The organism is Pseudomonas sp. NyZ480 (assembly GCF_029537255.1).
GTDB classification, from domain to species: Bacteria; Pseudomonadota; Gammaproteobacteria; order Pseudomonadales; family Pseudomonadaceae; genus Aquipseudomonas; species Aquipseudomonas taiwanensis.
Genome location: NZ_CP120626.1, coordinates 1,340,674 through 1,365,424, shown reverse-complemented (window position 1 = coordinate 1,365,424; position 24,751 = coordinate 1,340,674). Strand labels below are relative to the sequence as shown.

The window sequence follows — 24,751 nt, the reverse complement described above, 5'->3', positions numbered from 1 at the left end:
GCACGGCACCGCCCCCAACACCAACCCCAGCAGAATGCTGGTCAGATCCACTGCCATGGTTTCCCCGATCCGTCTTGTGCACTTACTGCGCAGCTTATCAGCCTGCTGAACATGGCGTCTGCCAGGCTCAATCCGGGAACCACTGCCGAAGCAGGCGACGGGCCTCTTGCGAGCCCTGCCCTGCTGCGAGCTCCAACCAGTACCGGGCCTGATCCGGCTCGTTCGCCTGGCACAAGCGGGCGTACTCCAGTTGGGCACGGCGGTCGCCCGCCCGGGCCGCCTGGCGCAGCAACTCATGGCCGATGCGCCGATCGCGGGCATTGCCGCAGTCGCGGCAAAGCATCTGCCCCAGACGGCTCTGCGCCACGACCACGCCCTGGCGCGCCGGTTGCTTGAGCAGGCGTCCGGCCAGGTGCTTGACCTGTGGCTTGTGCCCCAGGCGTGGGCTGTCCAGCAGCCAGAGGGCCACTTTCAGGGAAAAGCGTTTTGGGGAAGGCACTGACGTGGCGTCAGCGGTGCTGGCGAGGTGTTTACCGCGAAACTTCATGACCCAAGGAGAAGGCAGCTCGAAAGGCGCGCCACTCTACTCTTTTTTTTGCCCCATGACCTGTCGATTCATGGAGTATTGAAAAAAAATTTCGGTGTTCTTTTCTTGACGTTTCGAAGAAGTGACCCGCGGGTCGTTCACTGCCCGACAATTGTCGGACAGTTCCACAAACTGCTGGCACGCCCGTCCTAGAGCAAGCGCTCGGGACAATCCACAATTCCTGTGGATAACTCGGTGGACAACCCTATTACAGACCCCGCAAACCCCTATGAAATGGGGCTTTCGAACAAACTGACGATTTTTTCACCAGCAAAAATTAGTGTTTTTTTTCATTGACTTAAGGGGTCAGTCAAGGCATTGGCGAAGCCTTCCCGGGGTGTTAGTACGCTGTTACAAGGCCTGCCTCAATTGTGAACAAGTGCACCGTAAACCAGCAGTGACCTGCACGAAATTAGGACATCCGGGGAGATTGCTGGCACTTTCCCCCCCTTCACAGCCCGGGAAAGAAACGCCATACTGTGCGGCTCGCCTGATGAAAAGCAGCAATGCTTGCCAAGCGTGCTCGTTTACGTTAAGGTGCGCCTCGTTAGTACCAAGCTGAAAGTCAATTCTGGCCAAAATGTCCTTGCAGCCTTTCCTCTCCCGAGTGATCGCTGCTGAAACCAGGACCGGCCCCCTCGATGATTCACTCGCCAGCCAAGGCTGCCCAAGCACGAATCACGCGACAGATTGATCAGGATTCCACTCCGATGGCCTCGAACCTTGGCCCCGGTGTGCTGCCTGCCTTCTGAAGTACCTACCAGTCAGCCCAAGCGCAAACCTTTGATCGCGCCCCTCTGGCTGCCCTGTTCCAGTCAGGTTCATTCGTCCGTTAATAAAGGCGTCACTGGAACGTTTCTATCATGCACGGATCCTAACTTCCGTGTTTAAAGCAGGAACATCCAACAATATGCATACTCATCCTCAAATTCAGGCTGCCATTGGCACCCTTTCCCAGGCCTTCTCGCCGTTGAAGTGCCTTATCGTTGCCCCCCGCAAGGGCAGCTTCAGCTTCACCCTGGTGGACGAACATGGCGTCGCCTGCCACACCGAGCGCCTGTACCCCGAGCAGTACAGCGCGTCGGAACCGCTGCAAGCGGTAATCGCCCGGACCCGTCAATCGCTCACCGCGTGAGCGGCGAATACTGCGGTATTCACCCCATCGATGATTGCGACATTTGCCTGCCTGATCGTTCTTGCTGTAATTGCCACAGGGCATATGGCAAAGGACCTCAGGCAGCAAACGATTTAAAAACAGCCTTTTACGCCACGATTATCACACTACACTTCAACTCGAGCGGTACTTGCCGCTTCCGGCGGGCCTGATCATCCACCAGCTGCCAAGCTCCAGCGCCCGTCGGCCCTTAATTGCTCGAGGGCATCATGGGTATCGCGGCGAATGAATTGTGTCAGTATGTGATCCGACCAACCTTGGTCTACCTCAACCGTCATTGCGCCAGTGCCGAGGCTTTGCTGCTGGGCATAGCCGCCAGCCAGTCGGCGCTCGGTTCGGCGCTGCATGACCGACGCGGTCATGGTCTGTACCGAATCGGCGAAAGCCGCCACCAAGCCCTTTGGGACCAGTTCCTGGCGCGTGATCCTGAACTGGCCAGCCTGGTGCGGGGTCTGGCCAGCCAGCATGCCTTCCTGGGTGGTCCGCACCTGGAACTCACGGTCAACCTGCGTTACTCCACTGCCATCGCCTGGATGCTGATCGAAGAGCAGGCAACGCCGTTGCCAGCCGCTGACGATCTGCTCGGGTTGGCGCGCATCTGGCGGCAGATATTCCACCCCCAAGGTCGCCTGCGCGACTTCACTCACGCTTGGCACACCTGCATAGATCAGAGATTGCCTCAAGCCTCCTGAGAAAGGCCTTACAGATTTACCGGAAAAAACGGAATTTTGGTCGGATTGTCCTACAAAACCGCTCTATCTCCCGTGATTGAGGCTATAGCGCGGCGCGTGAATTGTTGGTAGCTTTCCGCCCCGGAGATACCAAGGAGTTTCTAATAATGAAAAAAGCAATGCTCAAAACCTCCCTCGGCGTAGCCGTTGCTCTCGCTTCCAGCCAACTGTTCGCCAGCGGCTTTGCCCTCAACGAACAAAGCGTCAGTGGCATGGGTACAGGTTTCGCTGGCCGCTCTTCTTCTGCCGAAGATGCCAGCACCGTGTTCGGCAACCCTGCCGGCATGTCACGCCTGAAACGCGAGCAGATCACCGTGGGCGGTGCCGCCGTCATCGCAAAAACCGACATCTCAGGGCCAGGTAGCAGCTACGGGGGGGAAACCGATGGCGACATGGTGCCTGTGGTTGGCGTACCGATGGGGTATTACGTAAAGCCAATCGATGACCACTGGAGCGTCGGCTTCGGTGTCTATGTACCGTTTGGCCTGGTCACCGACTACGGTAGCGACGATGCTGCGCGCTACTGGGGCAAGAAAAGCCACGTCGAGGTGATCACCTTCCAGCCAACCGTCAGCTATGCGTTCAATGACAAGGTGTCGGTTGGTTTCGGCCCGACCATCAACCGCATCAAGGGTGAACTGGGCTCGAACCTGAGCAGCAAAGCCTTCCTGGGCCCAGCCGGCACCGATGGCGAGGTCAAGATCAAGGGCGACGACACTGCCGTCGGCTACAACATCGGCGTGCTTGTGCAGGCTACCGACCGCACCCGCCTGGGTCTGACCTATCACTCGATGGTCGACTACAAGCTCGAAGGCGATACCCGTGTTTCCTATCCAATTCCAGCGCTCGGCCTCAGCGGCAAGTTCGACGCCAGCCTGAAAATCAAGACGCCAGAATCCGTGGACTTCTCGATCACCCATGAACTGGATGACCACTGGACGCTGTACGCGGGTAGCACTTGGACGCGCTGGAGCCGACTGGAAAACATCACGGTCAAGAACGACGCACCTGCTGGGTACCCGCTCCAGACCATCACCGAAGAGCAGAATTGGCATGACACCTGGGCTCATGCCATTGGCGCTGCTTACAAGGTGAACAAGGAATGGACCCTGCGCGCAGGCTTCTCCGTTGACCAGTCCCCTACCAACAATCATGACCGCTCCCCGCGCATCCCGACTGGCGACCGCAAAGTCTTCAGCCTTGGTGCCGGCTGGAGTCCGACCGACGACATGACCATCGACGTGGCCTACTCCTACCTGTGGGAAGAGGACACCAAGGTGAACAACCAACCAAGCTCGCTGACGGAAGGTGCCTTGAAGGGCAGCTACCAGGCTAAGTACGAGAACAGCGCTCACGGTATCGGTGCCTCCCTCACCTACCGCTTCTGAGTCGCATCGGCTGCATGAATCGGGGCTGCTATGCAGCCCCGATCTTCAAGCACTCACCTGCCAGTCAGCCCCCAGGCACTCCTGCAGGTAATCCATGAACGCACGCACCTTGGGCGTCATGGCAAAGCGGTCAGCCAGGCAGACATAGACATCCATCGGCTCTGTCTGGGCATACGCCCGGCCCGCTTCCCCCTGCTCGAACAGCGGAACCAACGCCCCAGCGTCCAAGTGTGGCCGCACGATGAACTCGGCGAGCCGGGTGATCCCACCATCGTTCAGGGCCATTTGGGTCAGGGCATCGATATCGTCGCTGATCAACACGGTGCCGAATTCGGCCTCGAAACGAAGCCCGTCACGGATGAACCCCCAACGCAAGAAGCGCCCATCGACCGGGTAGCGAAATACCAGGCACCGATGTTCCCGCAACGACTCTGGCGTTGAAGGTAACCCCGCGCGCTGCAGATACCCAGGCGAGGCACAACAGATGAACGGGACCCGGGCGATATGCCGTGCCAGCAAATGGTCTTCCAGTTGCGGGGCGATACGCACGCTCACGTCCACACCCTCTTGCGCATGGTTCACGCGCCGATCAGTCGTTACCAACTCTATCGAAAGCCGCGGATAGCGCGCACTGAAGGCAGGAATCAGGGGCGCCAGTACATGACGACCGAAGGCCGAAGTCGAGGCGATGCACAAGCGCCCCTGCGGCTCGCTGTCCGGCGTCGTCACCGCCAACTCAGCCAGCGCCAGATCGCGTGCGACATGCCTGACCCGCTCGAAATACAAACTGCCCGCGGGGGTCAGTGCCATGCTGCGCGTGGTACGACTCAACAATCGCACCTGCAGGTGCTGCTCCAACCGCGCCAGGTTCTGGCTGACCGCCGCCGGGCTGATGCCCAGGTTACGCGCGCCGGCGGCGATGCTGCCCGCCTCGACCACCTTGATGAAGCTACGGATGGCGTTGAGCAAATCCATGTGTGGGCTCTGCTGATTCGTAAGAATCTCTTTATAAAGAACTCAGCAAGGCCAGTCTACAGCCTGCCCTTGGGCAGTTGTTAACCTGAGCCTCCACTCTCATCGAAAGGAGTTCGCATGAACGACCTGATCCAACCGCGCAGCCGAAGGAAGCTGCACCCACGCGCAACCCCCTATGCCTTTGCGTTCTACATGTCGTCGATCATGGCGTTGCTGATGTGCTTCGTGATCACCGCCGCCACGACTGGCTTTAACCCGCAGTACCTGGACAATGTACTGAAGGCCTACCAGCTGGCCATGCCGGTGGCCTTCGTCTGCGTGTTGATGGTCCGGCCGGTGGTGATGCGACTGGTGGCTCTCACCGTGCACGCGCACTAGGCTCTATACGAAAAGCCTTGATACTCGGTGATACTGCGTTGAAAACAGCCTCGCAATGCTCATTTACAACCCGTAAACGCCGCTTTCTCGGCTGTTTTCGCCTTGCCTGACCTTCGCCTCAAGACGTTTCATACAGACCCTAGCGCCCGAGATCAGGGCTGCGATGCGATGGCCTTTTCGATCGCGGCCCTGAAGGCTGGGTCGTCAGGCTTGGTCAAGCTGGAGAAATTGCCGATCACCTTACCCTTGCGGTCGACCACGTACTTGTAGAAATTCCATTTCGGCGCGCTGCTTTGGCTGGCCAGTTCGGCGAACAGCGGGATCGCGTCCTCGCCACGCACCGGCTGGGCCTTGGTCATGGTGAACGTCACGCCATAGTTGGCGTAGCACACCTTGGCAGTCTCTTCGCTGTCACCGGCTTCCTGTTTGAAGTCGTTGGACGGCACGCCGAGCATTTCCAGGCCCTGCTCGTGGTACTCCTTGTAGGCGGCTTCGAGCCCTTCGAATTGCGGGGCGAAACCACAGTAGCTGGCGGTGTTCACCACCACCAGGGGTTTGCCGGCGAAGCGCTGGCACAGGTCGACCTGCTCTTTACCGCGCAGCTCGGGCAAAGTGCCCTGCAACAGCGCCGGGCAGTCAGCGGCCCAAGTGGGAGTGGCGGCCAGCAGGGCCAACAATGGCAGGGTCAACCAAGGTACGCGCATGATGTCGTTCTCCGGCAAGACAGTCCTTGAACTTGCAGGGTAGCGCTTAACACAGGCTCATGCCCAACTGCATCAATGCCAGCCCCCCCTGCTGCCAACCCCACCAGACCAAGGCCAGCACCAGCAGCGCAGCCGCCGCCAGCAGCACGCGGCGCAGGGTGCCGTTCATATCGCTTGCGCCTGCAACCGGGCCACCGGTCGCTCACGCACTGGCCAGTTGAGTGCGGCAGCCAGCAGGCTGAGCAAGATGGAAATCTGCCAGACCAGATCGTAACTACCCGTACGGTCGTACACTACGCCGCCCAGCCAACCGCCCAGGAAGGCACCCAACTGGTGGAACAGGAACACGATGCCACCGAGCATGGACAGATTCCGTACCCCGAACACTGTGGCAACGGTGCCGTTGGTCAGCGGCACCGTCGACAGCCACAGCAAGCCCATGGCGATGCCGAACAGATAGGCGCTGAACTGGGTCACTGGGGCCCACAGGAACAGCACGATCACCACTGCACGCAGCAAGTACAGTCCGGTGAGCAAACGCGGCTTGGACATGCGTCCGCCCAGCCACCCAGCGGTATAGGTACCGACGATATTGAACAGCCCGACCAGGGCCAGCACCGTGGTACCGGTGGTAGCCGCCAAGTGCTGGTCGACCAGATACGCTGGCAGGTGGACACCGATGAACACCACCTGGAAGCCACACACGAAAAAGCCCAGCGCCAACAACCAGAAGCCGGAATGCGAGCAGGCTTCATGCAGGGCCTGGCCCAAGGTCTGCTCGGCACCATGGCTGGGCAACGGTTTGTCCTTCAGCAAGCCAACGAACGGCACGATCAGTGCGACCAGCAACCCTAGTACCAGCAGGGCCGCAGACCAGCCCAGCCACTCGATCAGGCCTAGGGTGCCAGGCAGCATGGCGAACTGACCGAACGAGCCGGCCGCGCTGGCGATACCCATGGCCATGCTGCGCTTTTCCGCCGGCACGGCACGCCCCACCACCCCCAGGATGACCGAGAACGACGTGCCGGAGAGGCCGATGCCGATCAGCAGGCCTGCACTCAGCGACAACGACCAGGGCGAGTCGGCCATGCCCATCAGGATCAGCCCTGCGGTATAGAGCAAGCCCCCGATCAACACCACCCGTGCCGCGCCCAAGCGATCGGCCAAAGCGCCGGCAAACGGCTGCGCCAAGCCCCAGATCAGGTTCTGCAGGGCAATGGCGAAAGCGAATACTTCACGCCCCCAGCCGAATTCGGCACTCATCGGCGCCAGGAACAGGCCAAAACCATGCCGCACGCCCAAGGACAGCGCGAGGATCAACGCCGCGCCCCCCAATACCCACCCGCTGGTTCGCCACAACGAAGTCATTTTGTTCTTCTCCAGCCCATCGCAAGGTTTTACGGGTATATACCCGCTTGAAATCGTAGTTGATCAGGCAAGCCGCTCCAGCAGACGTACCAACTCATCCCGCGCGCCCTCACCCAGTTGCTCCACCAACTGTCGCTGCGCCTGCTGCCAGGCCGGATAGGCCAGCTGCAACCGCGCCGTACCCTCGTCGGTCAACAGCACCACACGGTTACGCTGGTCGTCGCCGTCAGCCAAGGCCACCAACCCTTCGGCCTCGAGCACCCGCAGGTTGCGACCCAAGGTACTGCGTTCAAGGCCCATGGCCTCGGCCAACGTGGTGATACTCGGACGATCCAGCCGCTGAAGGTGGCGCAGTAGGGAAAACTGGGCGACATTGATGCCGAAGCCGGCAAGGGCCTCGTCATAGTGTCGGCTCACCCCGCGAGCGGCTCGGCGCAGGTGAGTGCAGATGCATTCACTGGTCAACATGGTTACGTGTATATACCCGCTTATAGCGTGTTGCAAGAAATTTCAGCACCCGACCGCTGCGGGTGACGGCATGCTGGCGATGACGCATTCACCTCGTCAGCGCGAGGGCCAGCAACACCACCAACTCAAGCAATTCCAGCATCGCCCCGGCAGTATCCCCGGTGGTCCCACCCAATCGACGACACATCAGCTGGCGCAACCACCAGAAGCCTGCCAACGCGCCCACCAAGGGCCAGATCGCCGACCTGCCGACCAGAGCCAGGCCCAGCACCAAGCTACCCGACAATACCCAGGCCCCGGCGCGACGCGGCAGATGCTCGGCCAATGCCTGGCCAAGCCCTCCCGGCCGAACGTAAGGGGTGGACAGAAACAACCCGAGCATGGCGCTACGGCCCACCAAAGGCGCCAACACCAGCACCGCGCCGGCGCCTCGCTCGACCAGCACCCAAAGCGCACAGAACTTCAACAACAGCACCAGCACCAGGGTGACGACGGCAATCGGTCCGCTGCGCGGATCCTTCATGATGTGCAGGGTGCGCTCACGGTCACCGAAGCCACCCAGCCAGGCATCGGCGCTGTCGGCCAGGCCATCCAGGTGCAAGGCACCGCTGAGCAGCACCCAAAGCGTCAGCAACAATGCGGCATGCAGGTGCGCAGGCGTGCCACTCAACAGATGGCTGGCCAACCACAACAGCAGGCCAAACAACACCCCTACCACCGGATACCACAGCAGCGAACGACCAACGTCTCGCGGTGCCGGCATACCCGGCAACCGTACAGGCAAGCTGCTCAGAAACTGCAAGGCGATCCAGAATGGCACCATCTCAATCAGCCTCGCTCAACACACCATCCTCATTCAACACCAACCGCACCATGGCGCCGTGCCCAACTTCGACCTGCAATAACTGCTCACGGGGCAATCCACGGGCTCGCGCCAGCAACAGGCGCATCACGCCGCCGTGGGTCACCAGCAGCACGCGTTTGCCAGCATGCTGCCGCGTCAGCCGCTCCATGGCCGTGACCACCCGCTCGGCGAATGCGCCGACCGGCTCCCCGCCAGGCGGTGTGTAGGCATAGGGATCAGACCAGAAACGCCCAAGCTCATCGGCTTGGGTCTGCATGATTTGCGCCGCGGTGCGTCCCTCCCAGTCGCCGAAGTGCAGCTCTCGCAAATCGGCTTCACGCTGTACCGACAAGCCCAGCCGCTCGCCCAATGCGTCGGCGAAGCGGGCGCAACGTTGCAAGGGCGAGCTGACCAGCACCTGCCACGGCCCACCTGCCTCTACGGCCGCGCTCATCTGCACCCAGCCTTTTTCGGTCAGGGCATCGTCCAGGCTGCCGCGCAGGCCACCCTGTGCGGTCTCACCATGACGCAGCAGGTCGAGGATCATGCCGGACGGTCCGCCACCGCAGCTTCGGCGAAGGTGGCCATCTGCCCATGCAGTGCGCAGGCCAGGCGCAGCAGCGGAACGGCCAAAGCAGCACCACTGCCCTCACCCAGACGCAGGCCCAGGGCGAGCAATGGCTCGGCCTCCAGCGCTTCGATCAGCGCTCGGTGACCAGGCTCGGCGCCCTGATGGGCGAACAACAGCCATGGCCGGCAGTGCGGGTTCAAGCGCACGGCGACCAGTGCAGCTACGCTGCAGATGAAGCCGTCGACCAGTACCGCGATACCGTGTTGAGCACAGGCCAGGTACGCCCCGGTCAGGGCGGCAATTTCGAATCCCCCCACACAACCCAACGCTTGCAACGGGTCGTCGGCACGCAGGCCATGCAGCGCCAGCGCGCGCTCGATCACCTCGGCCTTGCGCCTCACCCCGGCACTGTCCAGGCCAGTGCCCGGGCCGCTGAGCTCGCGGGCCGGACAGTCCAGCAGATGGCTGGCCAGGGCAGCCGCAGCCGTGGTGTTGCCAATGCCCATCTCGCCACCGATGAACAGCTGGGCGCCCTGGTCGGCTGCCCGCTTGGCGCTGTCTCGTCCGGCTTGCAGCGCAGCCAGCAACTGCTCTTCGCTCATCGAGGGCTGGCGGGCGAAGTTCGCGGTGCCCGCGCCCAGGCGCAGGTGGCGCACACCCGGTAGTTCCAGCCGGGTGTCGACAGTGCCGAGGTCGATTACCTCCAAGCTGGCCTGCAGTTGGCGCGCCAGCACGCTGATCGCCGCGCCGCCACCGACGAAATTGCGCAGCATCTGCCCGGTCACGGCTTGCGGATAGGCCGAGATGCCTTCCTCGACCACACCGTGGTCGCCGGCAAAGATCGTGATCGCAACCCGCTCCAGAGTCGGGCGCTCCTGGCCCTGCAGGCCGGCCAGTTGGATGGCCAAGCTTTCCAGCTGCCCGAGCGAGCCGGTAGGCTTGGTCAGCTGCTGCTGGCGTGCGCGGGCCTGGTCCATGGCAGCGTTATCAAGAGGTTGGCAGGCTTCACGCCACCATTGCTGGTTCATAGTGCGGGTCCTTTAAGCATGAGGGGCAGGCCTGCCACGGTCAGCACCACGCGCTGACAACGCTGGGCGACGGCCTGGTGCAGCCAGCCGGCCAGGTCGACGTAACGCCGGGTCAATTCACCCATGGGCACCACGCCCAGGCCGGTTTCGTTACTGACCAGGATGACCATGCCTGGTAACTGTTCAAGGCATTCGAGCAGGGCATCGCGCTCCTCGGCCAGGCGTTGGTCGTTTTCAAGCATCAGCAAGTTGGTGAGCCACAAGGTCAGGCAATCGACCAACAGGCAATGCCCTTCCCTGGCGTGGGCGCGTAGCACACTGGCCAGCGCCACAGGTTCTTCAATTAGCCCCCACTCGGCGGGCCGACGTTGGCGGTGCAGACGCACCCGTTCGCTCATCTCGCCATCCAGCGGCTGGCTGGTGGCAATGTAGGTCACTGGCAAGCCACTGTTGGTGGCCAGCTGTTCGGCCAGGCGACTCTTGCCGGAGCGGGCGCCACCGAGGATCAGGTTGAGCATGTCAGGCGACTCCACACAGCCCGCGCAGACGCGCGGTATCGAGGTGCTTTTCCACCAGATCGGCCAGGCGCTCGATGTCGCGTTCGCGCAAGGCTTCGTAGTCGATGGTCTGCACGTCCTGCAAACCGGCCCAGCGCAGTAAGGCAGCGCACGACTGACTACCTTCGAACAGACCGTGCAGGTAGGTGGCGAGGACCTGCCCGTCGGCGCTGATCGCGCCATCGCTGCGGCCATCGGCCAGTTGCACGGCAGGATGCTCCAACGCAGGGCCGTGGGTGACACCGGCATGGATTTCGTAGCCGGCCACCGCGGATTGTTCCAGATTCAGGGTACCGGCGACGTTGCGCAGTTGCTTGTCCGCTTCGAGCACCGTGGCGTAGTCCAGCAACCCCAGCCCTGGGCTGGAGCCTGCCGGCCCCTCCAGGCCGAGCGGGTCGTGCACCTCACGGCCAAGCATCTGCAGACCGCCACAGATACCGATCAGCTTGCCGCCATAACGCAGGTGACGAGCGATGGCGCTGTCCCAACCGCGTGCGCGCAACTGCGCCAGATCAGCGCGAACACTCTTTGAGCCAGGCAGGATGATCAGGTCGGCGGCAGGAATCGGCTGGCCTGGGCCAATGAACTGCAGGTCGACCTGGGGGTGCAGACGCAGCGGGTCGAAATCGGTGTGATTGCTGATACGGGGCAGCACCGGGACGATCACCTTGAGCACGCGCTCACCCTTCACGGCCTGGCGCATGTCGATCGCGTCCTCGGCCTCTAGGTGCAGGTCGGTGACATACGGCAGTACACCCAGCACCGGCTTGCCGGTGCGCGCTTGCAGCCAGTCCAGCCCTGGCTGTAACAAGGCGATGTCGCCGCGGAAACGGTTGATGACGAAGCCTTTGACCCGCGCCTGCTCGCTGGGAGAGAGCAGCTCCAGGGTGCCGACCAGGTGGGCGAACACGCCGCCCCGGTTGATATCGGCCACCAGAATCACCGGGCAGTCGACCGCTTCGGCGAAGCCCATGTTGGCGATGTCGCCAGCCCGCAGGTTGATCTCTGCCGGCGACCCAGCCCCCTCCACCATCACCACGGGGTACGTGGCGCTAAGGCGCTGGTGAGAGGCCAGCACCGCCTGCATGGCGATGGCCTTATAGTCGTGGTAGGCCACTGCATTCATGCTGGCGACCGCTCGACCGTGGATGATCACCTGGGCTCCGGTATCGCTGTTGGGCTTGAGCAGGACCGGGTTCATGTCGGTGTGCGGCGCCAGTCGGCACGCTTGGGCCTGGACCGCCTGGGCCCGGCCGATTTCCCCCCCGTCGGCGGTCACCGCACTGTTGAGGGCCATGTTCTGTGGCTTGAAGGGCACCACACCGATACCCTGGCGCAGCAGCCAGCGGCACAGGGCGGTCACCAGGGTACTTTTGCCAGCGTCGGAGGTGGTGCCTTGCACCATGAGGGTGGTCATGCCATTTCCTTGTGGTAGTCCGCCAGGGCCAAGGCGAGACGCTGCTCGTCCGCCGCAGTGGCGGGCAGGCCCAGGCGCACGGCTGGCGGCTGGTCGAACAGACGCACCAGAATGCCGCGCCGGGCGAGAAACTCATGCAACTGCGCCGCCTGCTCGCAGCGTACGTACTGGAACAGGTCACAGCCACCGCTGGGCGCCAGGCCCACGCCTTCGAGCACCGCCGCAAGGCGTTGGCTGGCAGCGGCGCAGCGGGCGATCTGGGCCTGATGCGCTGCGTGGTCGGCGTAACTGGTCTGTGCCAATACCCGAGTCGGCCCGCTGACGGTCCAGGGGCCAAGCCTGTCTGCCAGCAGCGCCAGCAATACCGGCTCGGCCGCCACGAAGCCCAAGCGCACGCCGGCCAGACCGAAGAACTTGCCGAACGAGCGTAGAACGATCAGGCCTTCGCGCTCGGCGCAATCGACCACGCTGAATGCGGGCGTGTTGTCCATGAAGGCTTCGTCGACCAGCAACCAGCCGCCTCGCCTGGCCAGCCGGGCGTGCCACGCCAGCAAACGCTCGCGACTGATCCGCTGACCCGTGGGGTTGTTGGGGTTGACCAGCACCAGCACGTCCAGGCTGTCGAGCGTGGACTCGACGCTGGACGCATCCAGCTCGACCAGCGTATGCCCGGCCCGTCGCCAGGCGTGCGGGTGCTCGGCGTAACATGGCGCCAACACCCCTACCCGCCCCGATGGCCGCAGCAGTGGCAAGGCCTGGATCGCCGCCTGGGAACCTGCCACGGCCAGCAACTGGCTGGCGCCGTAATAGGCTCGCGCTGCTGCTTCCAGGCCATCTTCGACCTCAGGCAGACGGGCCCAGGCGTCCACGGGAATCGGCGGGATCGGGTACGGCCACGGGGCGATGCCGCTGGACAAGTCGAGCCATTGCTCGCGGGCAATCCCGTATTGCCGCACCGCGCGCAGCAGACGGCCACCGTGTTCAAGCATTCAAGTAAGCTCCCAGGCAGATTACCAACAGCCACAGCCATACACCCCGCTGTACCAGGCTCCAGCCGCGCTCGATGGCCTCGGCATCGGCCATCGGCCCTTCGCCCAGCCGAGGTCGCTCGTGCAGTTCGCCGTGGTACACCGCCGGGCCACCAAGCTCGACGCCCAGCGCACCGGCGCCCGCCGCCATCACCGGCCCGGCATTGGGGCTGTCCCACAAGGGCCCCTGGTTGCGCCAGCAGGCCCACGCCAGGCGGGTCTTGCCAAGCAGCGCGTAGGTCAGCGCCACCAGCCTTGCGGGAATATAGTTCAGTGCATCGTCGATGCGCGCCGCCGCCCAGCCGAAGCGTTCGAAACGCTCGTTGCGATAGCCCCACATGGCGTCGAGCGTGTTGCTCAGGCGATACAGCACCACACCGGGAGCGCCCGCCACGACGAACCAGAACAGCGCGGCAAACACCGCATCGCTGCCGTTCTCCAGCACCGACTCGGTAGCCGCCCGCGCCACGGCGGGCTCATCCAGCTCACGGGTTTCGCGGCTGACCAGGTAGCCGACACGGCGCCGCGCTTCTTCAAGGTCGCCGTGGCGCAGGGCATTGGCCACCGGGAGCACGTGCTCGCCAAGGCTGCGCAGCCCCACGGCGCAATACAGCGCCAGCACGTCCACCAGCCAGCCGATGCAGGGCAGCCATGACAGCAGCAATGCCAGCAATGTCAGCGGCACCACAGCCAGGAACCAGGCACTCACGCCGTGACTGCGCCAGCCACGTCCACCGGCATTCATCCGCTGCTCGAGACGCGACGCCAGTTTGCCGAAGCCGACCAGTGGATGGCGCCGGCGCGGCTCGCCCAGCAACGCGTCCAGGGCCACTCCGGCCACGGTCAGCAAGGCCACGCTCATCAACGCTCTCCCCAGTGGTTTTCGTACAGCATCTCGCTCAAGGGCCGTTGTTCGGCCCAGTTTTCCAGCACCAGCATCGGCGCCGGGTAGAACTCGGTGACCGGTCCCAGGCACAGCACCGCCACCGGCTTGGCGCCCGCCGGCATCCCCAGCAGGTCTGCCAGGGCCTGCGGCTCGAACAACGATACCCAGCCCATACCCAGCCCTTCGGCACGTGCGGCCAGCCACAGGTTCTGAATGGCGCAGGCCAGAGACGCCAGGTCCATTTCCGGGAGGGTGCGTCGGCCGAAAATGTGCGGCTCGCGGTTGTCCATCAAGGCCGCCACCAACACCTCGGCACAGTCGCTGATCCCTTCGACCTTGAGCTTCATGAAGTCGTCGGAGCGTTCGCCAAGGGCCTCGGCGGTGCGCACTCGCTCCTGTTCAACCAGGGCCTGGATACGACCACGCAGCTCGCGCTGGCTGATGCGGATGAACCGCCAGGGCTGCATCAGGCCGACGCTGGGTGCCTGATGCGCGGCCGCCAACAACCGACCAAGTACCTCGGGGGCTATGTCGCCACCGGCGAAATGGCGCATGTCGCGACGCTCGCCGATGACCCGGTAGATGGCGGCGCGTTCTGCGTCGCTGTAGGCGTGTTCGCTCATGGCTGCAGCAGCGCCGCCGCCGCTTCGGGGTTGGAGGGGAAGTAGAAGTGCACGTAGGACGCCGTCAGGCGCCCCAGGCGATAGACCGCTTCATTGCCCCGCCCGCCATTGGGGCTGAGTCCTCGGGCGATCGGCTCAAGCTCGGTCATGGTCAGGGAATGGTGGTATGTGTGCCCACGCAAGGTGCCCTCTGGCAGTTCCACAGCCTGCAAGGCCAAGGCGGCAAGGCGTTTCTGCATGATCGCTTCGCCAGGCAGCAGGCCAAGCAACTCGGCCCGCTCGCCCGCCACGTCGGTCAACGCGTCGAGCAGGTACAGCATGCCGCCACACTCCGCCAGCAGGGGCTTGCCTTGCGCGTGGTGGGCACGCAGGGCGTCGAGCATCGAGGTGTTGGCAGCCAATGCATGGTGGTGCAGTTCGGGGTAGCCTCCCGGCAGGTACAGGCTATCGACCAGGGGCATTTCACGGTCATGCAGGGGCGAGAAGAACTCAAGCTGCGCGCCCAGGCTTCGCAGCACGTCGAGGTTGGCACCATAGGTGAAGGCGAACGCTTCGTCCCGGGCCACCCCGATGCGCACGCCAGCCAACGACGACGACAGCTGACGCGGCTCCGGTGCGGCGAAAGTGACCGCCGGTGGCAGGCTTGCGTCGCAACTGGCGCCCAAGGCTTCGGCAGCTGCATCCAGGCGGGCGTCGAGGTCATTCAGTTCACTGGCTTGGACAAGCCCCAGGTGACGACTGGGCAGCTCGATGCCACGCTCGCGGGACAAACCGCCATACCAGCGCAGGCCTTCGGTCAGGCTGCCTTCGAGCAATTGGGCGTGACGCAGGCTGCCGACGCGGTTGGCCAGCACGCCGGCGAACGGCAGGTCGGCCTGGTAGCGCGCCAGGCCCAAGGCCAATGCTCCAAAGGTCTGGGCCATGGCCGTGCCGTCGATCACCGCCAACACCGGCACACCAAAATGACGCGCCAGATCGGCGCTCGAAGGGGTGCCATCGAACAGGCCCATGACGCCCTCGATCAGGATCAGGTCGGCTTCGGCAGCGGCTTCCCATAGCAAGCGACGGCTCTCCTGCGCACCGATCATCCACAGGTCCAATTGGTAGACCGGCGCACCACTGGCCCGCTCGAGGATCATCGGGTCGAGAAAGTCCGGCCCACACTTGAACACTCGTACCTTGCGCCCAAGGTTGCGATGCAGCCGTGCCAGCGCAGCGGTGACGGTGGTCTTGCCTTGTCCGGATGCAGGTGCGGCGATCAACACCGCAGGGCATTGGCGCGCTTGGTTCACAGTTCCACGCCCTTCTGCGCACGGATACCGGCCTGGAACGCATGCTTGAGCATGCCCATTTCGGTAACCGTGTCAGCCATCTCGATCATTTCGGGCTTGGCTGCGCGGCCGGTGACGATCACATGCTGCATTGGCGGGCGAGCCTGGATATCGGCCAGCACCTGGTCGAGATCGAGATAGCCATGCTTGAGGGCGATGTTCAGTTCGTCGAGCACCACGAACTGCACCGAAGGGTCCTGCAGCAACTGCCGCGACACCGCCCAGGCCGCTTCGGCAGCAGCGATATCGCGCTGACGGTCCTGGGTTTCCCAAGTGAAGCCCTCGCCCATGACGTGGTAGCGCACCTGCTCGGGGAAGCGGCGGAAGAACAGCTCTTCTCCCGTGCTGTTGCGGCCCTTGATGAACTGCACCACACCACACTGCATGCCATGGCCCAACGCACGGGCGAGCATGCCGAACGCCGAACTGCTCTTGCCCTTGCCGTTGCCGGTCAGCACCAGCAGCAGGCCGCATTCGTTGGGGGAATTGGCGATGCGCTCGTCGATGATCGCCTTCTTGCGCTGCATACGCGCCAGATGACGTTCGTCGCGTTCGGTGGTTTCGCTCATGAGGGTTCTCCGCAGGCTGACGCCACGCGAGAAGCGGCGGCAGGTCGATAGGCAGGCAGACGGAGGACGCGCAGGGGCCATGACCCGCTCTGGTCACGGTGCACCGCGCATCACCCTCCGTGATGCCGTTGGCAGTATCAGGCCGGTCTCCGGGCTCGTGAGCGGGCCTGTGGCCCTGGCCTGCGCGCCTTCCCGGGCGTTCACCCAGTGGCCCTGCGCGGCCGCGTCTCACCTACCGTTGCGGGGGCAGCGCCGGGCTCGCGTCTTCCGACGCCCACCGGCTTCCCAGTTTCACCCTGCCCAGTCGAGGCTGGCAGGACACCTGAAACACGCGCGAAGGTTAGAGGGTTGGGCCGGGAGCGTCAATCGAAGCGCTCGTTCGACGAGCGGGGTCATTCTCCAGGACGCGGCGCGGCGGTGGCCTGGCGACTTACCTCGGTGACCGCCGCAAGCGCCAGCGCTCGCCGGGGATGCGATCAGCTGATCAGCGGTTCTGCGCCAGGTGGCCTTGGGGAATGACTCGCTTGGCCTGCAGGTAGGCCTTGGCCCAGTAGCTGTTGGACAGGTAGTCCAGGCGCACCGTGCCGCCTGTGGAAGGCGCATGCACGAAGCGGCCTTCGCCCACGTAGATCCCGGCATGGCTCACTTGCGAGCCGCCACCGGTGGCGAAGAACACCAAGTCCCCGGACTGCAGCGCATTGAGGTCCACCGTTGGCGCACGCATGACGATCATTTCGCGGGTCGATCGCGGCAGGCTGATGCCCGCTGCATCGCGGTAGACATAGCCGATCAGGCCACTGCAATCGAAGCCGGAATCCGGCGTGTTACCGCCCCAGCGATAGGGGGTACCGACCAGGCCGATGGCGCGTATGAGCACATCGTCGGCAATCGGCGAAATGTCAGGCTGGGCGTACGGGATCTGTGGCTGAACCACAGGGGCCGGTGCCGGAGCATGGCTGGAACAGGCGGCAAGCAGAGCCACCAGGGAAAGGAATGCGAAGCGCGCCGTCATCGCCATGGCCAGAACTTCCTGTCTGAGACCGTAGGGCCGCAGCCCAAAAGAGTTGAGAATTTAGATTAGACGCTTTCTATAAATGCGCACGGCGGCGAGCTTTTCAGCATCGCCGCCGCGGCAGGGTACATCATTTTGCCATCAGTTGCGCGCGATATTGGTCGGCGCCATCGCCAAGGCTCGCTTGGCTTCGATGAAGGTCTTGCTCCAGTAGCGATCACCGAGGCTGTCGATGCGCACACCACCGCTGCGGCGGCTGCTGGAGTGGATGAACTGGTTGTCACCCAGGTAGATGCCAGCATGGCTGACACGACCACGGCCATTGGTGCTGAAGAACAGCAAATCGCCCGGCTTGAGCTTGTTGCGCGCCACTTTCGGTGCGTCGACGTTGATCATCTCGCGGGTAGAGCGCGGCAAGGTCACACCCGCCTCTTCGCGGAACAGGTAGCCGATGAAACCGCTGCAGTCGAAGCCCGACTTCTCCGAGGTACCGCCGAAACGGTAGCGCGTGCCGATCAACGACATGCCACGTTCGAGAATACTGTCGGCCAGGGCCGGCAATTGGTAAGGCTTGCCGCTGGAGAAAGCCTCCAGGTCATCTTCGGTGGCCAGGTCCTCTTCGCTGAATACCGACGAAGTGGAAGTCTTGGCGTTGATCGCCGACGTCGAGGCGACCGGGGTGTGATCCTGAGGCTGGGAAACCGGGCCATGAGCCGCGCAGCCAAAAAGCAGGGTCACGAGTGCGAGTGGCACGAGGGGTGCGAAGCGCTTCAGCATGGGCACGACCGTGTCTGTAATCCTTTAGAAGGTGGAAACTATGCCTTCTATCGGGACCATTTGCAAATTTTATCGAAAAAGATGTGACTTTTCCGTGACGCTGCTGCAAGCCCCGTATTTCGGGGCTTACCAGCCGAGGGTTTCCTTGAGGAAAGGAATGGTCAGCTTGCGCTGCGCTTGCAGCGACGCTTGGTCGAGACGTTCGAGCAGGTCGAACAGCGCGCTCATGCTTCGGGTGCCACGGGTCAGGATGAAGTGGCCAACTTCGTCGGTCAGGTGCAGCCCCCGTCGCGAGGCCCGCAATTGCAGGGCTCGCAGCTTGTCTTCGTCGGACAACCCACGCATCTGGAAGATCAGCGCCAATGTCAGGCGCGACTTGAGGTCGGGCAACTTGATCGGCAGCTCACGCGGTGAGCTGGAGGCCGCCAGCAACAGGCGCCGACCGCTATCGCGCAGCCGATTGAACAGGTGGAACATGGACTCTTCCCAGTCCGCCTTGCCGGCGATAACGTGCAGGTCGTCGATGCAGACCAGCTCGTACTGCGCCAGGTAATCCAGCAGTTCCACGCCTCGGTCGAGCAGTTGCGCCAAGGGCAGGTAAACCGCGGGCTCACCGCGCTGCTGGAAGCGATGGGTGGCCGCCTGCAGCAGGTGGCTGCGACCCACACCTTGCTTGCCCCACAGGTAGATGAGGCTTTCGGTCCAGCCGGCGTCGGCTTCGCACAGACGCTCGACATAGCCCAACGCCGCGGCATTGGCGCCCGGATAGTAGTTGATGAAGGTGGCGTCATCGCGCAGACGCACACCCAGGGGCAACTGGATCGGTTTCATGCTGGCGGGCGGTCGAGAGGACCACAGGGGGCCTTTGGTGAACAGTGTGCAAAGTCTATACCCGCCTTGCGGGCGGCACAATGACCGAGCAGGATTGCCCAAGCAAAATCAACGAGTTGCGCTACAAAAGCAACGCTTCCCGTTTTATCGCCGGCAAGCCGGCTCCTGCCATGCCCGCGCTTGCCGCTCGAAAGGATCACAGCTTTGGGTCGACATCCCCGGCATACATGTCCGACTCTTTATACAGATCGTGCACATGGCGCAGCAGCACCATGATCACGGCGGCGACTGGCAAGGCCAGCAACACACCGGTGAAACCGAACAGCTCGCCGCCCGCCAGGATGGCGAAGATCACCGCCACCGGGTGCAGGCCGATCCGGTCCCCTACCAGCAACGGGGTCAATACCATGCCTTCGAGCGCCTGCCCGACCATGAACACCGCCACGATGCCCAGCATCGGATAAAGGTCGCCGCCGAACTGGAACAACCCGGCCACCAGCGCAGCGCCGATACCGATGATGAACCCCATGTATGGCACGATGGCCGCCAGCCCTGCCAGCATGCCGATCAGCAGGCCCAGTTCCAGCCCCACCAGCATCAGGCCGGCCGAGTAGATCACCCCCAGCGCCAGCATCACCATCAACTGGCCACGGACGAAAGCGCCCAGGACTTCGTGGCACTCACCAGCAAGTCCTACCACCTGCGATTCCCGGTGGCGCGGCAGCAGGCCGCGCAGCTTGGCCATCATCAGGTCCCAGTCGCGCAGCAAGTAGAAGCCCACCACGGGAATCAGCACCAGATTGGCCAGCCAGGCGACCAACGCCAGGCTGGAGGCCGTGGCCTGGGACAGCAGCATGCCGACGATATCGGTGGTCTGGCCCATGTGCGCGCTGACGGCGGCCTTGATCTTGTCGAACTTCCAGAACCCTTCGGCCAGGCCCAGACGGCTTTGCACCCACGGCAACGCCACGTGCTGCAACCAATCGAGCATCTGCGGCGCCAACTCGTAAAGGCGCACCAACTGCTTGGCCAACATCGGTATCAGCACCAGCAACAGCGCCAGCAGAATGAGGGTGAACAGGCTGAACACCACGACCACGCCCCAGGTTCGCGACAGCCCCAGGCGCTCCAGGCGGTCGACCAGTGGGTCGGCCAGGTAGGCCAGCAGTATGCCGACCAGAAACGGTGAAAGAATGTTGTGCAGGCTATACAGCAGCACGGCGATCAGCAGGGCGATGCCCAGCCAGATCCAACGGCGTACATCGGTCAAAATCGGGTCTCCTTACCAACGAAAACGCAAGCCATCGAACGGCTTGGGGGCAGCAGGTTGCTCAGCCGCCGGGGCAGCCCCTGGCGCGGGTGCTGTGGGGGTGGCCGGTACGGGGTCGGCCGGCACTTCCTGCAGCTTGGCCAAGCCCAGCTGGGCGCGCAGTTGATCCGGGTTGCCGGTGACCTGGTAGGTGAGCGTCTTGCCATCGGCCAGTTGCAGACGCGGGCCGAACGGCTCGAGCACGCGACTGAGTTCAGCGTAGCGCTGCAGGTTCATGCCCTGCACCTGGACCTGCAAGGCACCGCTGGCACCCGGCCGGGTCACGTAACGCGGCGCCAACCGGTTGCTCACTGCAAGCATGACCGCATCGGCCAAGGCCGCCTGATCGGCGCCTTCGGCGTTGCCTTGCTCGCGCTTGTCACCCAGCCATAGCTGCCATTTGCCCTGCCACTTGCCGTCGGCCTCCTGGGCGTGCACCGCCAGCAAGGCATCGGCGCCGTAACGCTCGGAGACCTCGCGCAGGGGCGCCGGGTCCTTGCCCTCCAACTGCTTGCCGTTGGCCACCAGTTGCTCCTGCAAGTCGGCCAACGGCAGGCGCAGCGGCAGCCCGCGGTGCTGGGCAGCTCGACGCAAAGGCTGCGCGCTGGACTGGCCATCGCCGACCAGACTACTGCCCTCGGCACTTTCGTTCAGCCACCAACCGAGGATCGACGGGCGATTGTTGCCCCACAAGGCCAGACCTGCCTGACGCAGGGCGCGCTCGGTACTGCCGGGGTCGAACTCGACCAGCACCGACTCGGGCGGGCCAGCCTCGGTAGCGACCTGGTTGATGATTTGCTGCGGGTCTTTGCGCAGTCCGGCCAGCGCCGGACTCTGCGCGGCCTTGGGGTCGCCGGTCAGGCGCAATACCAGGGTGTCCAAGGCTTTGCCGGTGGCCTGGGCGCGGGCTTCGGCGCCCTGCCCTTCGATGGGCTCACGCACCTGGTAAAGCCCGGAAACGGTCTCGGCCTGCACGATGGCGCTGGCCAACGCAAGGCAACCGGCTGCCAGAAAATTGAAAGAACGCATGGAGGATTCCTGTCCAGAAGACCAGATGACGGGGCACCGGGTCAGTTTGGGTGCTGGCTGTGACCGCGACAGGGCGACAAATGCTCCCTGTGTGCGGCCCGTTTCACCTCGACGGCGTTTCTATACCTTATACAGCGCCCCGCCTGGCAACCAGTCGCAGACCATGAAAGGATGTTTTTTCATGGATTAGGGCCCTGCCCGTCGGCCTGAGGATGGCCGCTGCCGGGCAACCCTGATAAAATCGCGCGCCTTCACAGACCACTGACGTTTCAGGTAGCCGCCGCACGCTCGCCGGCCTTGGCCGTCACGGTCGTTTTTAAGAATCCCTCCCTCCTAAAGGCCTGGATCAATGAGCAAGCAACCCTCCCTGAGCTACAAAGACGCCGGTGTAGACATCGACGCCGGCGAAGCACTGGTCGAACGCATCAAGGGCGTCGCCAAGCGCACCGCACGTCCTGAAGTCATGGGTGGCCTGGGCGGCTTCGGCGCCCTCTGCGAGATCCCGGCCGGTTACAAGCAACCGGTTCTGGTCTCCGGCACCGATGGCGTCGGCACCAAACTGCGCCTGGCGCTGAACCTGAACAAGCACGACAGCATCGGCCAGGACCTGGTCGCCATGTGCGTGAACGACCTGGTGGTCTGCGGCGCCGAACCGCTGTTCTTCCTCGACTACTATGCCACCGGCAAGCTCAACGTCGACGTGGCCGCCACCGTGGTCACCGGCATCGGCGCCGGCTGCGAACTGGCCGGCTGCTCGCTGGTCGGCGGCGAAACCGCTGAAATGCCCGGCATGTACGAAGGCGAAGACTACGACCTGGCCGGCTTCTGCGTGGGCGTGGTGGAAAAAGCCGAAATCATCGACGGCTCCAAGGTCGCCACTGGCGATGCGCTGATCGCCCTGCCGTCCTCCGGCCCGCACTCCAACGGCTACTCGCTGATCCGCAAGATCCTCGAAGTCTCCGGCACCGACATCGAAAACACCCAGCTCGACGGCAAGCCACTGGCCGACCTGCTGATGGCCCCGACCCGCATCTACGTCAAGCCGCTGCTGCAGCTGATCAAGGAAACCGGCGCGGTCAAGGCCATGGCCCACATCACCGGCGGCGGCCTGCTGGACAACATCCCACGCGTACTGCCGGCTAACGCCCAGGCCGTGATCGACGTGGCCAGCTGGCAGCGTCCGGCAGTGTTCGACTTCCTGCAGGAAAAAGGCAACGTCGATGAGCACGAAATGCACCGCGTGCTGAACTGCGGCGTCGGCATGGTCATCTGCGTGGCTCAGGACCAGGTCGAGAATGCCCTGAACGTCCTGCGCAAGGCCGGCGAGCAACCTTGGGTAATCGGCAAAATCGCCGAAGCCGCCGAAGGCGCTGCCCAGGTCGAGCTGCAGAACCTCAAGGCACACTGATGCCGAGCAAGACCTGCAATGTCGTGGTACTGCTGTCGGGCTCCGGCAGCAACCTGCAAGCCCTGATCGACAGCAGCCGCATCGACGGCAGCCCGGTACGCATCGGCGCGGTGATTTCCAACCGTGCCGATGCCTACGGCCTGCAACGCGCAGCGGCGGCTGGCATCGACACCGCGGTACTGGACCACAAGGGCTTCGACGGCCGTGAAGCCTTCGATGCGGCGCTGATGGCGCGCATCGACAGCTTTGCACCCGACCTGGTGGTTCTGGCCGGCTTCATGCGCATCCTCAGTGGTGATTTCGTGCGCCACTACCAGGGACGCCTGCTCAACATCCACCCGTCGTTGCTGCCCAAGTACAAGGGCCTGCACACTCACCAACGGGCGCTGGAGGCAGGCGACGCGGAGCATGGCTGCAGCGTACACTTCGTCACCGAGGAACTCGATGGCGGCCCTCTGGTCGTACAGGCTGTGGTCCCGGTTGCCTCCGACGACTCCGTCGAGACGTTGGCCCAACGGGTTCACCACCAGGAACACCAGATCTACCCGCTAGCGGTGCACTGGTTCGCCGAAGGTCGCTTGCGCCTGGGCGATCAGGGTGCGTTACTGGATGGCCAGCCGCTGCCGGCCAGCGGTCACTTGATTCGACCCTAGGAGATTTTATGCGTCGCGCCCTGCTCTTGGCTCTCGCCGTGCTCGCCCTGCCCCTCCAGGCAGCTGATCTGAAGCCGTTCTCGGCAAGCTACACCGCAGACTGGAAACAACTGCCTATGAGCGGCACCGCCGAGCGCAGTCTGGTCAAAAATGCCAACGGTACCTGGGACCTTAACTTCAAGGCCTCCATGATGATCGCCAGCCTGACCGAGCAAAGCACCCTGCGCCAGGAAAACGACACCCTGCTACCACAGAAGTACCACTTCGAACGCGGCGGCCTGGGCAAGGCCAAGAAAGTCGACCTGACGTTCGACTGGAACAGCAAGAAAGTCACCGGTAGCGACCGTGGCGATGCGATCAGCCTGCCGCTCAACCGCGGCGTGCTGGACAAATCGTCCTATCAGCTGGCCCTGCAGCATGATGTGGCTGCCGGCAAGAAAAGCATGACCTACCAGGTGGTCGATGGTGACGAGATCGACACCTACGACTTCCGCGTCCTGGGCACCGAGAAAGTCACCACCAAGACCGGCCAGGTCGAGGCGGTGAAAGTCGAGCGCGTGCGCGACCCGAGCCAGAGCAAGCGCATCACCGAGCTGTGGTTCGCCAAGGACTGGGACTACCTGTTGGTACAACTGCGTCAAGTCGAGACCGATGGCAAGGAGTACGTGATCGTGCTGCAAGATGGCACGGTCGATGGCAAGTCGGTGAAGGGTAACTGATTCACCATCGCGAGCAGCACCTCAAGCCCCGCCTGCGTGCGGGGCTTTTTCATGCGTGCGGGGATCCTTCGTGCTACATGAAACTTGTTTCACGCCCGTTTTATTTACTTAGCCTGCTAACAAACTCTATAAAGGAGGCCTGCGACACAGTGCCGCAGCTAACTGAAAAGTGGAGTTTACCGATGACAGTCCAAGTAACCGAACGCGACGAATCGAAAATGTCCCACGAAGGCCTGGCCGCCGGTGTGCGGATCTGGGACGTGTATCAGCAAGGCCAACTGGTTGGCATGTTCCACCATGAACACGAAGCCCATCAATATCGTGCAGAACTGGAAAACCTCGAGAACCAGCGTCCCACACAATGACAGGGTCTTCAAAAAGAAACCC

The 24,751-nt window shown here is 63.3% G+C and carries 29 protein-coding genes and 1 riboswitch; of the genes, 8 read left to right on the top strand and 21 right to left on the bottom strand.

Annotated features, from left to right (window positions below):
- Positions 1-127 precede the first annotated feature (127 nt).
- Positions 128-547 (bottom strand): sel1 repeat family protein, encoded by a 420-nt coding sequence (locus tag P3R38_RS06170; RefSeq protein WP_023379191.1) that lies wholly within the window; start codon positions 545-547, stop codon positions 128-130.
- Between the two features lie 949 nt (positions 548-1,496).
- On the opposite strand from P3R38_RS06170, the gene P3R38_RS06165 reads away from it, so the two are divergent.
- From P3R38_RS06165 to P3R38_RS06155, 3 genes are all read left to right on the top strand, one after another.
- Complete coding sequence (locus P3R38_RS06165) at positions 1,497-1,721, top strand: hypothetical protein (protein WP_023379190.1); 225 nt, start codon at positions 1,497-1,499, stop codon at positions 1,719-1,721.
- 248 nt (positions 1,722-1,969) lie between these two features.
- A complete protein-coding gene (locus P3R38_RS06160) occupies positions 1,970-2,452 on the top strand; it encodes a hypothetical protein (protein ID WP_023379189.1) in 483 nt (160 codons plus the stop codon).
- Positions 2,453-2,598: 146 nt separating this feature from the next.
- The gene (locus P3R38_RS06155; protein WP_023379188.1) at positions 2,599-3,879 is read left to right on the top strand and encodes an outer membrane protein transport protein; all 1,281 of its coding nucleotides are present in this window, start codon (positions 2,599-2,601) and stop codon (positions 3,877-3,879) included.
- 45 nt (positions 3,880-3,924) lie between these two features.
- Here P3R38_RS06155 and P3R38_RS06150 read toward each other — a convergent pair whose 3' ends face one another.
- A complete protein-coding gene (locus P3R38_RS06150; protein ID WP_023379187.1) occupies positions 3,925-4,854 on the bottom strand; it encodes a LysR family transcriptional regulator in 930 nt (309 codons plus the stop codon).
- Between the two features lie 117 nt (positions 4,855-4,971).
- On the opposite strand from P3R38_RS06150, the gene P3R38_RS06145 reads away from it, so the two are divergent.
- On the top strand, positions 4,972-5,232 hold the full coding sequence (locus P3R38_RS06145) for a DUF2798 domain-containing protein (RefSeq protein WP_027906895.1): 261 nt from the start codon (positions 4,972-4,974) through the stop codon (positions 5,230-5,232).
- A gap of 152 nt (positions 5,233-5,384) precedes the next feature.
- Here P3R38_RS06145 and P3R38_RS06140 read toward each other — a convergent pair whose 3' ends face one another.
- The 19 genes from P3R38_RS06140 to P3R38_RS06050 form a co-directional block, all read right to left on the bottom strand.
- Positions 5,385-5,936 (bottom strand): glutathione peroxidase, encoded by a 552-nt coding sequence (locus P3R38_RS06140; RefSeq protein WP_023379183.1) that lies wholly within the window; start codon positions 5,934-5,936, stop codon positions 5,385-5,387.
- 46 nt (positions 5,937-5,982) lie between these two features.
- On the bottom strand, positions 5,983-6,105 hold the full coding sequence (locus P3R38_RS06135; RefSeq protein ID WP_023379182.1) for a hypothetical protein: 123 nt from the start codon (positions 6,103-6,105) through the stop codon (positions 5,983-5,985).
- On the bottom strand, positions 6,102-7,295 hold the full coding sequence (locus P3R38_RS06130) for an MFS transporter (RefSeq protein ID WP_162144438.1): 1,194 nt from the start codon (positions 7,293-7,295) through the stop codon (positions 6,102-6,104). Before P3R38_RS06130 ends, P3R38_RS06135 begins: the two co-directional genes overlap by 4 nt.
- A gap of 72 nt (positions 7,296-7,367) precedes the next feature.
- Positions 7,368-7,772, bottom strand: a complete 405-nt coding sequence (locus P3R38_RS06125; RefSeq protein WP_023379178.1) for a MarR family transcriptional regulator — start codon at positions 7,770-7,772, stop codon at positions 7,368-7,370.
- An 88-nt stretch (positions 7,773-7,860) separates the two neighbouring features.
- Entirely contained in the window at positions 7,861-8,595 is a 735-nt protein-coding gene (locus P3R38_RS06120; RefSeq protein ID WP_202675933.1) for an adenosylcobinamide-GDP ribazoletransferase, read from the bottom strand.
- A 1-nt stretch (position 8,596) separates the two neighbouring features.
- Entirely contained in the window at positions 8,597-9,163 is a 567-nt protein-coding gene (cobC, locus tag P3R38_RS06115) for an alpha-ribazole phosphatase family protein (RefSeq protein ID WP_277686910.1), read from the bottom strand.
- A complete protein-coding gene (gene cobT, locus P3R38_RS06110) occupies positions 9,160-10,215 on the bottom strand; it encodes a nicotinate-nucleotide--dimethylbenzimidazole phosphoribosyltransferase (protein WP_277686909.1) in 1,056 nt (351 codons plus the stop codon). Before cobT ends, cobC begins: the two co-directional genes overlap by 4 nt.
- A complete protein-coding gene (cobU, locus tag P3R38_RS06105; protein ID WP_104882868.1) occupies positions 10,212-10,733 on the bottom strand; it encodes a bifunctional adenosylcobinamide kinase/adenosylcobinamide-phosphate guanylyltransferase in 522 nt (173 codons plus the stop codon). Before cobU ends, cobT begins: the two co-directional genes overlap by 4 nt.
- 1 nt (position 10,734) lies before the next feature.
- Complete coding sequence (locus tag P3R38_RS06100; RefSeq protein WP_023379173.1) at positions 10,735-12,189, bottom strand: cobyric acid synthase; 1,455 nt, start codon at positions 12,187-12,189, stop codon at positions 10,735-10,737.
- Positions 12,186-13,178, bottom strand: coding sequence for a threonine-phosphate decarboxylase CobD (gene cobD, locus P3R38_RS06095; protein WP_023379172.1), 993 nt, complete (start codon positions 13,176-13,178; stop codon positions 12,186-12,188). Before cobD ends, P3R38_RS06100 begins: the two co-directional genes overlap by 4 nt.
- Positions 13,171-14,079: an adenosylcobinamide-phosphate synthase CbiB gene (gene cbiB / locus P3R38_RS06090; protein ID WP_023379171.1), complete on the bottom strand. Its 909-nt coding sequence runs from the start codon at positions 14,077-14,079 to the stop codon at positions 13,171-13,173. Before cbiB ends, cobD begins: the two co-directional genes overlap by 8 nt.
- Entirely contained in the window at positions 14,079-14,726 is a 648-nt protein-coding gene (gene bluB / locus P3R38_RS06085) for a 5,6-dimethylbenzimidazole synthase (protein WP_023379170.1), read from the bottom strand. The genes cbiB and bluB overlap by 1 nt, the downstream gene beginning before the upstream one ends.
- On the bottom strand, positions 14,723-16,018 hold the full coding sequence (locus P3R38_RS06080) for a cobyrinate a,c-diamide synthase (RefSeq protein ID WP_104882084.1): 1,296 nt from the start codon (positions 16,016-16,018) through the stop codon (positions 14,723-14,725). The genes bluB and P3R38_RS06080 overlap by 4 nt, the downstream gene beginning before the upstream one ends.
- Positions 16,015-16,626 carry a cob(I)yrinic acid a,c-diamide adenosyltransferase gene (gene cobO, locus P3R38_RS06075; RefSeq protein WP_023379168.1) on the bottom strand — a complete coding sequence of 204 codons (612 nt, stop codon included), beginning with the start codon at positions 16,624-16,626 and terminating at the stop codon, positions 16,015-16,017. The genes P3R38_RS06080 and cobO overlap by 4 nt, the downstream gene beginning before the upstream one ends.
- 122 nt (positions 16,627-16,748) lie before the next feature.
- Positions 16,749-16,967, bottom strand: a riboswitch (cobalamin riboswitch).
- Between the two features lie 143 nt (positions 16,968-17,110).
- Complete coding sequence (locus P3R38_RS06070; protein WP_277686908.1) at positions 17,111-17,644, bottom strand: C40 family peptidase; 534 nt, start codon at positions 17,642-17,644, stop codon at positions 17,111-17,113.
- A 135-nt stretch (positions 17,645-17,779) separates the two neighbouring features.
- Positions 17,780-18,415, bottom strand: a complete 636-nt coding sequence (locus tag P3R38_RS06065; RefSeq protein ID WP_023379166.1) for an NlpC/P60 family protein — start codon at positions 18,413-18,415, stop codon at positions 17,780-17,782.
- A gap of 126 nt (positions 18,416-18,541) precedes the next feature.
- Positions 18,542-19,246, bottom strand: a complete 705-nt coding sequence (gene hda / locus P3R38_RS06060) for a DnaA regulatory inactivator Hda (protein WP_023379165.1) — start codon at positions 19,244-19,246, stop codon at positions 18,542-18,544.
- A gap of 196 nt (positions 19,247-19,442) precedes the next feature.
- Entirely contained in the window at positions 19,443-20,516 is a 1,074-nt protein-coding gene (locus P3R38_RS06055) for an AI-2E family transporter (protein WP_023379164.1), read from the bottom strand.
- 12 nt (positions 20,517-20,528) lie between these two features.
- Positions 20,529-21,584, bottom strand: coding sequence for a DUF2066 domain-containing protein (locus P3R38_RS06050; RefSeq protein WP_023379163.1), 1,056 nt, complete (start codon positions 21,582-21,584; stop codon positions 20,529-20,531).
- Between the two features lie 349 nt (positions 21,585-21,933).
- Between P3R38_RS06050 and purM the strand changes: the two genes are divergently transcribed.
- From purM to P3R38_RS06030, 4 genes are all read left to right on the top strand, one after another.
- Positions 21,934-22,992, top strand: a complete 1,059-nt coding sequence (gene purM / locus P3R38_RS06045) for a phosphoribosylformylglycinamidine cyclo-ligase (protein ID WP_023379162.1) — start codon at positions 21,934-21,936, stop codon at positions 22,990-22,992.
- The gene (gene purN / locus P3R38_RS06040) at positions 22,992-23,645 is read left to right on the top strand and encodes a phosphoribosylglycinamide formyltransferase (protein WP_027906900.1); all 654 of its coding nucleotides are present in this window, start codon (positions 22,992-22,994) and stop codon (positions 23,643-23,645) included. The genes purM and purN overlap by 1 nt, the downstream gene beginning before the upstream one ends.
- 8 nt (positions 23,646-23,653) lie before the next feature.
- Positions 23,654-24,364 (top strand): DUF3108 domain-containing protein, encoded by a 711-nt coding sequence (locus P3R38_RS06035; protein WP_023379160.1) that lies wholly within the window; start codon positions 23,654-23,656, stop codon positions 24,362-24,364.
- Positions 24,365-24,546: 182 nt separating this feature from the next.
- Positions 24,547-24,729 carry a hypothetical protein gene (locus tag P3R38_RS06030; protein ID WP_023379159.1) on the top strand — a complete coding sequence of 61 codons (183 nt, stop codon included), beginning with the start codon at positions 24,547-24,549 and terminating at the stop codon, positions 24,727-24,729.
- The last annotated feature ends 22 nt before the right edge of the window (positions 24,730-24,751 follow it).